A 15,710-nucleotide genomic window follows, 5' to 3' on the forward strand; every position below is an offset into this window, starting at 1 on the left:
GCCGATATGCGCCTGAAGCGCATGGGATGAGACATGACAAAGATAAAAACAGAACAGGTCAAAAACTACTTATTGTCACTGCAGGATGCCATTTGTGCCGCTCTGGAAGAACAGGACGGTGAAAGGGTCTTTTCCGAAGAAAGCTGGGAGTACCACGGTGGTGGTGGCGGTCGTGCCCGGGTGCTTGAAGGTGGTCACGTATTCGAAAAAGCCGGTGTCAACTTTTCATTTGTAAAAGGTGAGCGATTACCCGCTTCTGCCACAGCCAAGCGCCCTGAACTGGAAGGCCGCAGTTTTCAGGCAATGGGTGTATCGCTGGTGATTCATCCCGATAATCCTTTTGTTCCAACCTCCCATGCCAATGTCCGCCTGATGGTGGCAGAAAAAGACGGTGAAGAGCCAGTCTGGTGGTTTGGCGGTGGTTACGACCTGACCCCCTACTATGGATTTGAAGAAGACTGTCAGCACTGGCATTCCACAGCCAAAACGGCCTGTGAGCCTTTTGGTGAATCCGTCTATCCCCGGTATAAGAAATGGTGTGACGATTACTTCTTCCTAAAGCATCGCAACGAGCCCAGAGGCATTGGCGGGCTGTTTTATGATGACCTGAATGAGTGGCCGTTTGAACGTTGTTTCGAGTTTATGCAGGCGGTGGGCAACAGTTTTATTGATGCTTATATACCGATTGTTGAAAAGCGCAGGCAAACGCCATTCAGTGAACAGCACAAGCAGTTTCAACAGTATCGTCGCGGGCGCTACGTTGAATTCAATCTGGTTTACGATCGTGGAACACTGTTTGGTTTGCAGTCAGGCGGGCGTACAGAGTCTATCCTGATGTCTTTACCACCACTCGTGCGCTGGAATTACAACTGGCAGCCAGAGCCTGGTAGTGAAGAAGCGCGTTTGTACGATGTTTTCCTGAAACCCAGAGATTGGGTAAACGAGCCAGAGGTCTTACGTTAATGGCGGGTCCTGTTGATAAGTATGCCGTTTTGGGCAACCCCGTTGCTCATAGCAAGTCACCCCGGATACACACGATGTTTGCCAGTCAGACTGAACAGCGGCTACAGTATAACGCCCGACTGGTACCTGTGGATGGTTTTGATGAAGCCATTAACCACTTTTTCAAGGAAGAGTTTGGAGGGCATGGCCTGAGTATCACCGTTCCGTTTAAGGAACAGGCCTGGGAATGTGCACAACATCGTACAGCTCGTGCAGAAAAAGCCGGGGCAGTGAATACATTGTGGATAACCAACGATGGCGTAATTCATGGTGATAACACCGATGGCTTGGGACTGGTGCGTGATTTATCAGTGAACCATCAGGTAGAACTGGAGAACAAACGTATTCTTATTCTGGGTGCGGGTGGTGCGGTGCGTGGTGTGCTTGAGCCTTTGTTGGAACAAAAGCCTTCCGAGCTGGTCGTTGCCAATCGCACTGTCAGCAAAGCTGAAGCATTGGTAGAACTGTTTCCCGAAAAGCCCGTTTCTGCCTGTGGATTTACAGATCTTTCAGGGAATTTTGATCTGATTATTAATGGCACTTCAGCTAGCCTGCAGGGCGACCTCCCTCCCCTGCCCGTTGAAATAGTGGCTGAACATACCATTTGCTACGACATGATGTACGCCAGTGAAACCACTGTGTTTAATCAGTGGGGACTGGCGCATGGAGCCCGTCAGGCGTTGGATGGTCTGGGTATGCTGGTGGAACAGGCGGCAGAACAGTTTCTGATTTGGCGTGGTGTTCGTCCGGATACTGCACCCGTGCTGCTGCATCTTCGTGAAGACATGTCAGCTTAAAAAATGGCAGCTTAACAAGAAGGAACCTTGATGGAAATGACCAACCTGAAAAAAGGTGACCTGCTTTTTCAGCTGCGTTCCGGTGGTGAACTGGAATACGCCATCAGTCGTGTTTTTGCCGGTTATAACGGCATGCTTCTGAACCATGTAGCTATTTATTGTGGCGACAATCATGGGCAGGGACAGGTTGTTGAGGCCACCATGCCACAGGTTCGATGCATCGATCTGAAGCATTTCCTTGAACGTTCGGTTGTGGACACTTCAGGACGACACTGTGTTGTGCAGGCCAGACTGCTACCGGAATTTCAGCACCTTACTGACAGTGCCGTCGAGTTTGTCCTGAAACAGCTGAATAAGCCTTACGACAGTGACTATAACGGCCGTTGTAAAGGCTGGTATTGCAGTGAACTGGTGCTGGAAGCCTGGCGTCAAGCCAACCATGGTCGCTTTGTTTTTCCACAGACACCTATGGGCTTCAGAGATATGGAAACCGGCAAACTCCTTCCTTACTGGATTCAGCATTATAAAAAGACGGGTCAACCGATTCCTGAAGGAAAGCCCGGTTCTCATCCGGCGTTAGTGTCCTGTTCTGAAAAACTGGAAATTCTAAATGTGATAGGTCAACTGCCATCAAGGCTGGAATCGCTCAGTATTTTTAAGCCTCCACTGCAAACGGTCTGATTGAAAATCAGCTTCGTTCTGAGCATGACTTTCGAGATGATCAGGCAATACCAAAGGGCATAAATACCCAAAGGCTCGAGGGTCAGCGCAGATAAAGTGGTTTATTCAAAAAAACAAGGCTATTTTATGACCATCTGGTCAGATTTTGTCTATTATCCTCTCTCTTCGTTATGTGATTACATAGGTTGTACAAATGAGAGATTACGCTCAAAAAGCTTTACCCGTGTTGCTGGTCGCAGTGTTGGCCTTGCCGAACGGTGCACTGGCAGAGCGAAGTGTGAAGACTATTCTGTTCCCGGCTGCCGTTGGAGGGTTCTTTATTTTCGCAGCTTATTCTTCTTCACATATATACAATACATTGACAATCACTGAGATTAACAACGAAGTGAAGGCAATGCGTCAAATGATGAAGCCTCAGCTGCCAACCTCAGGGTCAATACCTTCTGAAAAAACAGGGGATCAGACACGGAGTATCACCTTCAGCAACGGAGGTTTCCACTGGGCCTCTCTCAAGCAAATCAGACACTCTGATTTTAAGTTGACTCCCTTCTTTTTTTATTCTCAGACTGGCAATCTGACCAGCTATTGTATGGTAACGCAGGAACAAGGTATCCCCCCTACTGCCGGGGCTGGTCAGCTTGTGGGGTATCTGAAAATACCAGACCTGCCGGGGCTTCCGACCGGCTGTGAGGTCGATGAAACTGACGTTCAGGGATCAGTATCCGGGAAGAGATTAGAGGAAGAACCGGGCAAATATTTACTCTTGGTGGAAACTCCGGAGAGACATTACAGGTGGCTGCCAGCCACGCTTGGACGCATCTATACCACTGTAGTGTTTGGTTTTTCTGGTGAGGGAGTTTATGATACCGATGTGCATCTGTGCAAAGGTGTGTTGAATGGCGCACCAGGCATTCTGACCTTTGATAGCTCACAACCCGCCACTGACTTCATTAACTCTCCATGCACACCAGTGGCAGGTTGGGAAATTACCAAAAACAAAGACTATAGTGCATTATCAACTTCGAATAAGAATGATCTTTCACCGGAAAAAAATACCGCTTCGGCTCTATTGGTACCAAGAGCCAGAAAGATGAGTGCTTCTAACAAAAAGACAACCATTCAATGGCAACAAAAAACGGACACAAATGTCCCATCTATAATTCAATCGGATGCTGACTCCAAAGATATCGCCTCTACATATTGCTCACCCAAAACAGAGCTTGGGCAATTTCTTGTGGGTAACAGGCTAGGGAAAGACTGCTGGTATATCAATATCCAGCAAAAAAAGGCTTTTCGGGCCTTCAATCTGGAAGGCAAGAAGCAGACAAAATATCTGACGCCTTTATTTAACCGGGAACAACCCATTCTCTGGCAGGAGTACCACAAAGATTCAGGCATCCCGTCCGGGGCTTTGATTGCCGGGTATGATAGTGTTACTGGTCAGCCACTCTATTTTTGCAGTTATTATGATAACGATATTCTGATTCGGCAATTTGGTGTGTTCGCCAAAGAAACCAAAGAATGTATCTTTTTCCCTGTTAACTTTAATAAAAAAACATATAAGTTGGAGAGCACTTCGACCGGTTTTGATCTTTTGGTCACAGGCCAGATTCAGTAGTCGTACTATTTTGCATGCCGAAACGGCAAAAACAGCAGTAATGACTGCCTGACAAAAGGCAGTCACAATAAGTTTCACTGACGAAAACTTTGTAAATAAAGCATCTCTAGTGCAATCGTTGCTCCGGCCAGTGCGGTTATATCGCTCTGGTCATAAGCCGGACACACTTCCACCACATCCATGCCAACAATATCCAGACCTTTCAAACCGCGAAGAAGTTTAAAAGCCCTGTCTGTAGTCAGTCCGCCACATACGGGTGTGCCTGTGCCGGGGGCATAGGCCGGATCAAGACAGTCGATGTCAAAGGTCAGGTAGGCACGACGGTTACCCACTACGCTGCGAATTTTTTCGACCACTTCATCAACAGAAGCGTCATTAACGTAGTCTGCACCGAGTACGTTGAACGGTGTATTATCGTAGTCGTGTGTCGTACGAATACCTAGCTGAATGGAGGCTGAAGGATCGATCAACCCTTCAACCTGGGCGTGATAGAACATGGTGCCGTGATCAAATTTGCCGCCCTGATCGTAATCATCGGTGTGGGCGTCAAAGTGAATCAGTGCCAGTTCGCCATAATGTTTGGCGTGAGCACGTAACAACGGCAGAGTTACGTAGTGATCACCACCGAAACTGAGCAGTGTTTTGCCTGCTGCAATCAGGCTGTCGGAATGTTCAAACAGGCGGTCGCTCATCTGCCGGGCATCGCCGCAATCAAACACCAGATCACCGCAGTCTTCAATAGAAAGACGTTTGGTAATGTCAAAGTTCCACGGCCAGCGCTTGCCTTCCCAAGCGATATTGACAGACGCTTTGCGAATACCTTCCGGCCCCTGACGGCAGCCGCCTCGACCCGTGGTGGCAAGGTCAAAAGGAATACCGGTGATGATCACGTCAGCATTGCTGTTGACCGGATCAAAATTTAACGGTTGTCGAAGATAGCCAAAAGCATTGGCGTACAGAGAATGATCCTGTCTTTGCCCGAGAGTATTCATAATTTTTCAGCCTTTACTGTTGCATGTCCTGAATGCTGATAATGCCTGAAACGCATATCATAGCCACAATTTAAAGGCAGATCACAACGGGACATACACAGGTAATCATGCTGTTCTGGTAATACCTGGTTGGCATTAAAGCCAATCAGATCCCAACAGCCCGGGTTCAGGGCTTCCAGCAGAACCGGAACCACCGGATTCTTCTGCAGATCCATATTGGTTTCAAAGCTGACGTAAGAGCTGTCTTCCTGCGGAGTAATATGGAAGGTGGCATACCGGTCACCTTTGATAGCATTCAGTGAATAACCAAAAGGTTCAAACAGCCAGTCACTGATTTCAAAGTCCGGCAGAATGTCATCCAGTCTAAGCAACTTACGAATGCCCTCAACCGTTTGACCCTCAGCGCGCAGATACTCGGCATTTTCGCCTTTGATGTGGTACATCAACAGCTCGCTGGTGTTGTCATCCGCTTCCGGCTGGTAAGGCTTATCCAGATGGAAAACGTAATTGTGATGACTGTCCAGATGTCCCAGACGAAAAGCCGGGCCTTCAAGGCGTTTGCTCAGGCGGTCAATGTCTTCTTCAAAGGTGCTTTTCTGAAGATGTGACTGATACTCGTTTTTACGCTGGAAGCTGGCAAATAGAATGTGATCCAGCGGAAAATGATCCAGAAAATACAGAGTGGCATCCACCAGAGTGGTGGTACCGCAGGTCAGCATCAGAAAACGGTCATGCCAGACAAACAGGCTGGATTCAGACAGCAGGTAAGCGTCGCAGTGTTCGTTGCTGATGGTGTCCAGAATCTCTGCCTGGGCTTTGGCGACAACGCCTGCCCAGAAATCCTTGCCCAAAGCACGCAGCGAGCCTGCTTCGGGGGCTGTGACCATTTCAACTTTCTTTTCCGAGCCTTCAAAAAACATCACAGCTCATTCCCTCCGACGTATTCGAGGTAGGTGTAACCCCGCAGTCCTGATTCCAGTTCGGCCAGTGTGGCCTGTTGTTCATTGAGAGGCAGGTTTTCCCTGACCAATTGGCGGAACGTCCGCAAAAAGCTTTCCGGCTGCAGATTGACGTAGCGCAGGACGTCTTCCACCGTGTCGCCGGGCTGATATTCAGTGACTTCAACCAGCCCCAGATCGGTAATGCGAACGGATGCAGTGTCGGCGTCGCCGAACAGGTTGTGCATATCGCCGAGAATTTCCTGATAGGCACCGACCATGAAAATACCCAGCAGATAGGGCTTGTCAGCATGCCAGGTGGGAACCGGCAAGGTGGTTTCAATGCCCTGACCATCGACATACTGGTTAATCACACCGTCGGAATCGCAGGTGATATCAAGCATCACGGCACGCTTTTCCGGTGGTCGATCCAGTCCGGATAACGGCAGAACCGGAAACACCTGATCAATGCCCCAGGCATCGGGCAGAGACTGGAACAGCGAAAAGTTCACATAGAACTTGTCAGCCAGTTTTTCACTCAGTTCATCAATCAGTGGGCGGTGTGCCCGGTTGCGGGTAGACAGGCGGCTTTTCAAAGTGTGACAGATACGCAGATTAACGTTTTCAGCCCATGCCCGGTGCTGAAGCCCGAGCAGACCCATTTCAAACTGCGTGTGTGCTTCGGCAAGGTCGGCCTGACTGTCGTGATAGATTTCCACCAGTGCTCGCTGGCTTAAACCACGAGCCAGGTCCTGCCAGGAACTCCACATGTTGTGCAGCAGTCTGGGTGCATCGTCGGCAGGTGCTTCCAGCAGTTCCGGTTCATAACTTTCCACACCCACCACATCGGTAATCAGTACCGCATGGTGAGCCGTCAGGTTACGACCGGACTCGGAAATAACACCCGGCATCGGCAGCTCATACTGTTTACAGAGATCACCAATGGTATAGATGATGTTGTTCGCATATTCCTGCAGACTGTAGTTCATGGAGCAATGGCTCTGGCTGCGGGTACCTTCGTAGTCCACTGCCAGTCCGCCACCGACATCCAGATACTTCACTGGCGCGCCCATGCGATACAGCTCGGCATAAATCCGCGCACACTCGCTGACACCCTTGCGCACGTCACGAATATTGGCAATCTGTGAACCGAGATGGAAATGCAGCAGTTGCAGGCAATCAAGCTGATTTTCCTGCTTCAGTCGCTCAATAACATGCAACACCTGACTGGCAGACAGACCAAATTTGGACTTCTCACCACCACTGGCCTGCCATTTGCCTTTGCCCTGTGAAGCAAGACGAACCCGCAGCCCCAGCCTTGGTTTTACACCCATTTTGGCCGCTTCAGCCAGAACCATGTCCAGCTCGGTGAGCTTCTCCAGAACAATGTAAACCTGATGTCCCAGCTTCTCACCGGTGAGTGCCAGCCGAACGTATTCACGATCTTTATAGCCATTGCAAACAATCACGGAACTGGCGCGTTTAGCCAGTGCCAGCACCGCCAGCAGTTCCGGCTTACTGCCTGACTCGAGCCCCAGCTGACGGTTCTGACGCGCCGACTGACTCTCCAGTATCTCTTCCACCACCGCGCGTTGCTGGTTAACCTTGATCGGGTAAATAGCCAGATACTGGTTATCGTAACTGTACTCGTGAATGGCACGGTTAAAGGCATTACACAGTGAATCTACCCGGTCATGAATGATTTCCGGGAAGCGGACCAGAACCGGCAGAGACACACCCTGCCGGGTCAGCTGATGGGCAATGTTATCCAGATTCACCGGAGGTTTGCCCTTCATGTTCACGGTGACATGGCCATCGTCGTTCAGGTCAAAGTAATCCTGACTCCAATAGCGAATATTGTAGGTGGAACGGGCTTCTTCTACGTTCCAGCCATCAGCGACGCAGTGTTCTGTTTTCTGCTCAGACAGAGGTTCGCCCAGCACCGCCTGTGCCGGGAATGGTCTGCTGTCACTAAAGTCTTCAGTGTTATCCATTAAGCTTTTTACTCTGAAAAGACATCGCCTTTTTAACTTATTTCTTACGAGGCACTTTTTCTCGCGGCTTCTGCTTTCTCAATCGCTTCTTCAACATAGCGCGGCAGTGCAAAAGAGCCATGGTGCAGCGCAGGTGTGTAGTAGCGGGTAGAAATGCCACTGGCTGCAAAGCGACGGGTCAGTTCTTCCACGCTGACTTTGCGGGCCTGAGTGTCGTCGGTTCCCCAGGCCAGAGTCATTACGCCACAGGCATAAGTCGGGATTGCTGCTGCGTAGAAATGGCAGTCGTTAACGTAGCTGCCCAGGCGCATGGCAGTGGTTTCCACTTCTTCCAGCTGCATCAGGGGCACACCGTTCTGGGCAACAAAAATGCCTTTCTCGGTCAGCAGGCGCTTGCAGCCACTGTAGAAATCGGAGGAGAACAGAACTTCACCCGGACCAATCGGGTCGGTGCAGTCGGAGATAATCACATCGAAGCTGTTGTCAGCGGCCTTTTCGACGTTGTTAACAAACTTAACGCCATCGTCGATCACCAGGTTAGCGCGCGGGTCTTCATAGGAGCCTGCAGAGTGGTTGGGCAGCCATTGTTTGCACATATCCACAACCGCCTGATCGATTTCAACCATGGTCACGTGCTCAACACTCTTATGCTTCAGCACTTCACGCAGCATACCGCCGTCACCACCACCGATGATCAGAACTCGCTTGGCATTGCCGTGAGCGAGAATGGGTACGTGGCTCAACATTTCGTGGTAAATGAACTCGTCTTTTTCTGTGGTCTGAATCACACCGTCCAGCGCCATAACCCGGCCAAAGACGGCGTTTTCAAAAATAATCAGGTGTTGATGTTCGGTCTTGTTTTCGAACAGTACCTTGTCAACGGTGAAACTTTGTCCGTAACCGGAGTACAGGGTTTCCAGATAAGTGTTGTCTTTGTGCATCATTGAATCCTTTAACAGCCCTTTAAAAAAGCCATTGCTGCAAACAGGCAGCCTCGCCAAACCGGAAGATGGAGGTTGCTCTACAGCAATGAAAAATCACAACTCACCCAGCAGCCTGAGCGCGGGATAAGAGAGTAGACAGTAAAAACGGGAAGCGGTTCTCGCCTGCTTTGTCAGAAAGCAGCGAAATCAGGGGTAGGTGTATAACCAGAAGCAGAATGAGGACGGGTTACTCTGGCGCGACGAAGCCTTACGAAGTCGGTTGATGACGTTGATCACTGAGTCTGAATGCAGAGATGCATTTCGGGCTGGCCGGGGAAACAGTGCCAGTATACAGGTTGGATTGTACATCAGAATCACTCCACAATAAGGTCCGCACGTTTGTTACCGGGTATAAAGAAAGCCGGTGGCAGTCAACGTACGGTTCAGACTTCGAGAACCATAAGTTCCTCAGGTTGCTTGGGGCAAGGTTTAAGCAAGATTTAAGAAAGTGGCGAATTAAACCTTTGAACCCATTTAAAGACAAGCAAAAAGTGGAACAAATATAGATGAGCGCCATGCGGATTGCCGCAGTTCAGGTTTTTGGGCAGGCAGCCCGGTGATCACCTATCGCCCTGAAAGCGGGTTCTGATCGGGCACAATCGGCCTCAGCCATCGGGCAGCGGGTTCGAAAGACGCAGCCTGAGGGCGGATTAACAGGGGATGGCAGGTCACCATCAAGCAGTTGAATGGAGTGATTTTGCAACTTGCTTCGTTCCAGCTGCGGATCAGGTATTGGTACAGATGCCAGCAAAGCCCGTGTGTAAGGATGTTTGGGGTGAGTATACAATTGTTGTGAGGTGGCTGATTCCATTTCCCTGCCCAGATACATCACCATGACGCGGTTGCTAATGTGTTTCACCACACTCAGGTCGTGAGCAATAAACAGCAGTGCCAGCCCCATTTCCTGCTGCAAACTCTGCAAAAGGTTGATGACCTGAGCTTGAATTGATACATCCAGCGCACTGACCGGCTCATCGCAGATCACCAGTTTTGGCTTCAGCATCAGCGCCCGGGCAATGCCCACCCGCTGGCACTGACCACCGGAGAACTCATGGGGATAACGATTCATAACGTTTGGCAGCAGTCCTACCCTGTCCATCATGGCTTTAACCTGTTGCTGAATCGCAGACTCAGCCAGTTCCGGACAGTAATTACGAACGGGTTCGGCAATGATGTCACCAATGGTCATGCGAGGATTCAGTGAGGCCAGCGGGTCCTGAAAAATCATCTGAATATGTCGCCGAACTTCCCGGCGTTCATTATTGCTCAAACCATTAATTGCTCGTCCCTGCCATATCACTTCGCCAGCCGTGACGGGGGTCAAACCAATAATCGCTCTCGCCAGTGTTGATTTTCCACAGCCGGATTCTCCAACAATGCCAAGGGTTTCGCCCGCTGCAAGATTGAAGCTAATACCATCAACGGCCTTGAGAGCAGAGGGTTTTTGCCACGGCCACGATCGATGGTTATTCACAGGGAAATGTACTTTGAGGTCACGAACACTAAGTAATGTCAGGTTATCCATCTGTACTCCTGCTCTCGGGCTGCCAGAAGCAGGCTCTTTGTCGTTGACCTTCAAAGGTTTGAAGTTCAGGGCGTGAACGTTGGCAATGGCTTAATGTGTGCTGACAACGTTCCTGAAACGGGCAACCCTGAGGTAGATTCAACAGGTTGGGCGGATTACCGGGAATGGACGTCAGCTCTCTGGCTTCACTGTTAATTCGGGGGATGGAAGTCAGTAATGCCTGTGTGTAAGGGTGAGACGGGCGATAAAAAATATCGTCAGTTGCACCGTACTCCATGGTTTGACCGGCGTACATCACCAGTACTTTGTCGCAGAGTCCGGCAATAATGCCCAGATCATGAGAGATCAGAATAATAGACGTGCCGAAGTCCTGTTTCAGGTCCTGTAGCAGTGCCATGATCTGCGCCTGAACAGTCACATCCAGAGCCGTTGTTGGTTCATCGGCAATGAGCAGTTTGGGCTGACAAAGTAACGCCATGGCGATAACAATCCGCTGTCGCATACCTCCGGAAAACTCGTGAGGGTACATGGACATCCGCTTTTGGGCTTCCGGCATTTTTACTGCATCGAGCATTCTCACAGACTCGGCAAAAGCAGCGCGTTTATCCATACCTTTATGGTATTGCAAAACCTCCATCAGCTGAGGTCCCACTTTCATATAAGGGTTCAGAGAGGTCATCGGGTCCTGAAAAATCATGGCAATCTGGTTTGCCCTGATTTTATTCATATCCGAATCGGACAAAGCCAGCAGGTTTTGACCTGAAGAGTATTGACCGGAAAAAAAAGCAGAACCTGACACCGAGCCATTTTTTGCCAGCAACCCCATCAGGGCAAAAGCCGTTTGTGTTTTGCCTGACCCCGACTCGCCAACCAGCCCCAGAGTCTCGCCCGCTTGCAAAGAAAAATTCAGGCGGTTCACGGCCACCACTTTCCCATCAGGGGTGTCAAAGCGAACATCCAGATCGTTAACGGTTAACAGGTTCATTCCTTACCCCCTGCCCTATCGTTCTTTTGGATCCAGGGCATCCCGAAGACCGTCGCCAATAAAGTTAAAACAGAACAGCGTTATCACCAGAAATGCGGTTGGAAACATCAGTTGCCAGATAGCGACCTCAATGGTCAGGGCGCCTTCATTCACCAGAGCGCCCCAGCTGGTCATGGGTTCCTGCACGCCCAGCCCGAGAAAACTCAGGAACGACTCAAACAGAATCATGCCCGGTACCAGCAACGATGCATAAACGACAACGATGCCTAACAGGTTGGGAATCAGGTGACGAAACAGAATCTGGCGGGTATTGGCACCACTGATAATGGCAGCTTCCACAAACTCCCGTCGTTTAAGACTGAGTGTTTGTCCACGCACAATACGCGCCATGTCCAGCCAGGACACAGCACCGATGGCAATAAAGATCAGAAGAATGGAGCGACCGAAAAACGTCACCAGCAGAATCACCAGAAACATAAACGGAAAAGACTCCATAATCTCGATCATTCGCATCATGACCACATCAACACGTCCACCAAGATAGCCGGCAATGGAACCATAAACCGTACCGATAATCACGGCGACCAGTGCGCCAAGAATACCAACCATAAACGAGATTCGTCCGCCTTCCAGAGTGCGAACAAATAAATCGCGTCCAAGATGATCGGTGCCGAAGTAATGCCCTGTTTCCAGCGAAGGGGGAGCCGCCATGTACGACCAGTCAATTTCATCAAAGGTGTACTGGCTGACGGAGGAGCCAAAGAGAACCAGAAGCAAAATCACCAGCAGCGTTGTCATGCTCAGAACCGCTGCACGGTTACTCAGAAAACGACGGCGGGCGTCTTGCCAGAGGCTTCGTCCGGCCACAGTACTCTGTTCTCCAAGCCTTTCGGAAAACTGCTCTACAGCGGTCTGGCTCTGGCCGCTCAATGGCGTATTAATGGACGTCTTTTTTACCATTAGTGTTTTATTCTGATTTTTGGATCAATCAGCCCATACAGTATATCGACGAGTGTGGTGAACAAAATGGTCAGAGCACCTACGATGACGGTTAAACCCAGCACCAGCGAGTAGTCACGATTCAGGGCGCCGTTAACAAAATGCTGCCCGATGCCCGGTAGCCCGAAGACTGTTTCGATAACAACCGAGCCGGTAATAATGCCGACAAAAGCGGGCCCAAGATAAGAAACCACTGGAAGCAATGAAGGTTTCAGTGCGTGTCGCAGAATAATACGGTGAGTTGGAAGCCCCTTGGCTCTGGCTGTTCTTATAAATGGACTGTTCAGGGTTTCAATCATGCTCGAACGCATAATGCGGGCAACAGCAGCAATGTACACAATGGTCAGCGACGCTACGGGTAACACCATGCTACTCCAGTGGCCATCGTTCCATCCTCCGGCTGGTAGCCAGCCTAGCGTCACCGCAAACAGCAGCACCAGAATTGGCGCAATAACGAACGATGGTAGTACGACACCTGTCATTGAAAAACTCATGACCAGATAATCGACCCATGTATTCTGACGGATAGCCGCAAGAGTGCCCAGAGCAACGCCTGCAATCACCATGACGATAAATGCCGTTAATCCCAGTTTGATGGACAAGGGCAGACTTTGGGCAACCAGTTCATTGACGGAGTAATCCATATACTTGAATGAAGGACCCAGATCGCCCTTTAGCAGGTCAGAGAGGTAATAGAAATATTGGCGGTACAAAGGCTCGTCAAGATGATACTTTGCCTCCAGATTGGCAAGAATCTCCGGAGGCATATTAAAGTCACCGGTAAACGGGCTGCCCGGTGCGGTCTGGATCAGAAAAAACGACAGTGTCACCAGTATCAACAACGTAGGAATAGCCAGCGCCAGTCGTTTGAGTATAAATAACAGCATTAATGCGCTTTTATATACATGTCTTTGGTGTAGACAGTGGCTTGAACGTTGTTCACGGGATACCCGCCAACGTAGGGTTTTATCAGCCTGCTGCTTACGTACTGGTAAATGGGTGCGACCGGCATTTCTTCAGCAAGAATCTGCTCAGCCTCTGAATACAGGCTATTCCGCTCTTTGTCTGTGGCGGCCGTTCGGGACTTTGCCATCAAAACGTCGTATTGCTTGTTGCTGAACCGACTGTCGTTCTGTCCATGTCTGGTGGTATGCAGGTCCAGCATACTGGATGCTTCGTTGTAGTCTCCCATCCAGCCACCTCTGGCGATTTCAAAACGGTTATTGCGTTTCAGATCAAGAAAGGTTTTCCACTCCTGATTTTCCAGCCTGACTTTTACCCCGAGGGGTTTCCACATTTGGGCAATGGCAATGGCTAATTTTTTGTGCCCTTCACTGGTGTTGTAAACAATCGTCACTTCCAGAGGTTTGTCGGGGCCATAACCGGCCTCACGAATCAGTTTGGCTGCTTTCTGGTTTCGTTCTTTCTGACTCAGCTTACTGTAGTCTGTTTCCGGTGGTGTGAAGCCGCTGACACTTTCCGGTGTGAACGTATAGGCAGGCTTTTGCCCCTGACCCAGAATGTAATCAGTGATGGCAGACCGGTTAATGGCATACGACAGTGCTTTGCGAACACGGACATCATTCATGGGAGGCTTGGTGGTATTGAAACTGTAGTAGTAAGTGCCCAGTTCCGGAGACGTAACCACCTCGTCAGGAATTTTCTGTACCAGCCGTTTGTAATGTTCCAGCGGCACGGTGCCGGTCATATCCAGCTCACCGGTTTTATAACGGTGCAGTTTGGCTGAGTCGGTAGTGATGGGCAGGTAGGTCACTTGATTGATGACAGTTTCTTTGTCGTTCCAGTATTTCGGGTTGCGCTTGAGAACAATTTTGCCATTCACCACCCACTGATCCAGCACATAAGCACCGTTAGACACCATATTTCCCGGGCGGGTCCATTCATCCCCGTGTTTTTCAATACTGGCGCGATGGGCGGGAAAGGTGGTCGCATTTGCCAGCATTTTGATGAAGTAAGGAACCGGTTGTTCCAGTGTTACTTCCAGCCTTTGATCATCTAACGCTTTTACCCCGAGTGTAGAAGGTGGTTTTTCTCCGCGAATAATCGCAGCGGCGTTAGCCATTGTGGTGGTTTCAATGTACCAGCTGTAGCGGGAGGCGGTAGCTGGGTCAACTACCCGCTGAAAGCTGTAAACAAAGTCGTGAGCAGTAACAGGGTTTCCGTCCGACCAGCGGGCACTGTCACGAATCTTGAAGGTGAAAACCTTATTGTCATCTGACACCAGCCAGCTTTCCGCCTGCCCCGGAACAATGTTGCCATCGGCGTCCTGATTCACCAGTCCTTCAAATAGGTCCCGGATGATGTTCCCTCCGGGAACGCCTTCCACCTTGTGGGGATCCAGAGAGGCTGGCTCGGCATTGTTGTCTACCGTCAGTTCCTGAACTTCAGCAAGCTTTGTGCTTGCCGGAACGACGGCAGCCTGTGCTGCAGGAACCAGTTGAGTGGTGATAACGGCAGTTGCCGCAAGTATCGATAAAAACTTCATTATTATTCTATTCCTCTTAACCTGCATTGCATTACGGCTCAGGCAAGTCTTACTGCCTATGTAACTAGATGTCTGAAGATGGATCAAGTATCGGTTTATGCAAGTAAAAAAGAGTCGTATGGGAAAATAACCGTTTGAATTGTAGTAACCTTGCTTTTTCTTAGATTGAGTCGTTAACCCGATGCGCCGTAATGATAAGTTTCTGACAATTAGTGAAGTGGCCGAGCGGACAGGCGTTGCGCCTTCAGCCCTGCGGTTCTACGAGACGAAACAGCTTATTCGTTCAATACGGACGGCGGGTAATCAGCGACGGTATCACCCCTCCATGTTACGGCAGATTTCTGTTATTCAGATTGCCCAGAAGCTGGGTGTAACGCTCGAAGAAATTGCCAAAGCTTTTGCTGACCTGCCTGAGAACCGCACGCCGAACAAAAAGGACTGGGACAAACTGGCACGACACTGGGGCAAACAGCTGGATGAACGCATTGCTGTTATGCAGCGTTTACGCTCGCAACTCAACGGTTGTATTGGTTGTGGCTGCCTTTCCATGAAGCATTGCGAGCTGGTGAACCCGGATGATGCCGTTGCGTCTCATGGTTCCGGTGCACGGTATGTGATGGAGGAGCCGGAAGAGTTGTTTGCCGAGATCAGCTCCGGTGGTAAAACCCGTAAAAAATAACAAAGTCCGTT

Annotated in this window: 14 protein-coding genes; 5 read left to right on the forward strand and 9 right to left on the reverse strand. The window is 50.0% G+C overall.

Annotated elements, in window-relative coordinates; all coding sequences use genetic code 11:
• Positions 1-33 precede the first annotated feature (33 nt).
• From hemF to EZMO1_RS00155, 4 genes are all read left to right on the forward strand, one after another.
• A complete protein-coding gene (gene hemF / locus EZMO1_RS00140) occupies positions 34-963 on the forward strand; it encodes an oxygen-dependent coproporphyrinogen oxidase (protein WP_034878997.1) in 930 nt (309 codons plus the stop codon).
• Positions 963-1,799: a shikimate dehydrogenase gene (gene aroE, locus EZMO1_RS00145; RefSeq protein ID WP_034878998.1), complete on the forward strand. Its 837-nt coding sequence runs from the start codon at positions 963-965 to the stop codon at positions 1,797-1,799. Before hemF ends, aroE begins: the two co-directional genes overlap by 1 nt.
• A 30-nt stretch (positions 1,800-1,829) precedes the next feature.
• Positions 1,830-2,480 carry a YiiX/YebB-like N1pC/P60 family cysteine hydrolase gene (locus EZMO1_RS00150; RefSeq protein ID WP_034878999.1) on the forward strand — a complete coding sequence of 217 codons (651 nt, stop codon included), beginning with the start codon at positions 1,830-1,832 and terminating at the stop codon, positions 2,478-2,480.
• A gap of 193 nt (positions 2,481-2,673) precedes the next feature.
• A complete protein-coding gene (locus EZMO1_RS00155; protein ID WP_034879000.1) occupies positions 2,674-4,098 on the forward strand; it encodes a hypothetical protein in 1,425 nt (474 codons plus the stop codon).
• Between the two features lie 74 nt (positions 4,099-4,172).
• Here the strand turns inward: EZMO1_RS00155 and speB are convergent, their stop codons facing one another.
• The 9 genes from speB to EZMO1_RS00205 form a co-directional block, all read right to left on the reverse strand.
• Positions 4,173-5,090, reverse strand: coding sequence for an agmatinase (gene speB / locus EZMO1_RS00160; RefSeq protein ID WP_034879001.1), 918 nt, complete (start codon positions 5,088-5,090; stop codon positions 4,173-4,175).
• Positions 5,087-6,010, reverse strand: coding sequence for an adenosylmethionine decarboxylase (locus EZMO1_RS00165; RefSeq protein ID WP_034879002.1), 924 nt, complete (start codon positions 6,008-6,010; stop codon positions 5,087-5,089). The genes speB and EZMO1_RS00165 overlap by 4 nt, the downstream gene beginning before the upstream one ends.
• Positions 6,010-8,022, reverse strand: a complete 2,013-nt coding sequence (gene speA / locus EZMO1_RS00170; RefSeq protein WP_082212324.1) for a biosynthetic arginine decarboxylase — start codon at positions 8,020-8,022, stop codon at positions 6,010-6,012. The genes EZMO1_RS00165 and speA overlap by 1 nt, the downstream gene beginning before the upstream one ends.
• Positions 8,023-8,066: 44 nt before the next feature.
• The gene (gene speE / locus EZMO1_RS00175; RefSeq protein WP_269077890.1) at positions 8,067-8,966 is read right to left on the reverse strand and encodes a polyamine aminopropyltransferase; all 900 of its coding nucleotides are present in this window, start codon (positions 8,964-8,966) and stop codon (positions 8,067-8,069) included.
• Positions 8,967-9,537: 571 nt separating this feature from the next.
• On the reverse strand, positions 9,538-10,530 hold the full coding sequence (gene oppF / locus EZMO1_RS00185; RefSeq protein ID WP_034879005.1) for a murein tripeptide/oligopeptide ABC transporter ATP binding protein OppF: 993 nt from the start codon (positions 10,528-10,530) through the stop codon (positions 9,538-9,540).
• Positions 10,523-11,515: an oligopeptide/dipeptide ABC transporter ATP-binding protein gene (locus EZMO1_RS00190; protein ID WP_034879006.1), complete on the reverse strand. Its 993-nt coding sequence runs from the start codon at positions 11,513-11,515 to the stop codon at positions 10,523-10,525. The genes oppF and EZMO1_RS00190 overlap by 8 nt, the downstream gene beginning before the upstream one ends.
• Positions 11,516-11,530: 15 nt before the next feature.
• Complete coding sequence (gene oppC / locus EZMO1_RS00195) at positions 11,531-12,475, reverse strand: oligopeptide ABC transporter permease OppC (protein WP_034879007.1); 945 nt, start codon at positions 12,473-12,475, stop codon at positions 11,531-11,533.
• Complete coding sequence (gene oppB / locus EZMO1_RS00200) at positions 12,475-13,401, reverse strand: oligopeptide ABC transporter permease OppB (RefSeq protein ID WP_034879008.1); 927 nt, start codon at positions 13,399-13,401, stop codon at positions 12,475-12,477. Before oppB ends, oppC begins: the two co-directional genes overlap by 1 nt.
• A complete protein-coding gene (locus EZMO1_RS00205; RefSeq protein WP_082212325.1) occupies positions 13,401-15,020 on the reverse strand; it encodes a peptide ABC transporter substrate-binding protein in 1,620 nt (539 codons plus the stop codon). The genes oppB and EZMO1_RS00205 overlap by 1 nt, the downstream gene beginning before the upstream one ends.
• A gap of 181 nt (positions 15,021-15,201) precedes the next feature.
• Here EZMO1_RS00205 and soxR point away from each other — a divergent pair, with 181 nt between their 5' ends.
• The gene (soxR, locus tag EZMO1_RS00210; RefSeq protein ID WP_034879010.1) at positions 15,202-15,699 is read left to right on the forward strand and encodes a redox-sensitive transcriptional activator SoxR; all 498 of its coding nucleotides are present in this window, start codon (positions 15,202-15,204) and stop codon (positions 15,697-15,699) included.
• Positions 15,700-15,710 lie beyond the last annotated feature (11 nt).

Origin of the sequence: Endozoicomonas montiporae CL-33 (genome assembly GCF_001583435.1) — a bacterium.
Taxonomy (GTDB): Bacteria; Pseudomonadota; Gammaproteobacteria; order Pseudomonadales; family Endozoicomonadaceae; genus Endozoicomonas_A; species Endozoicomonas_A montiporae.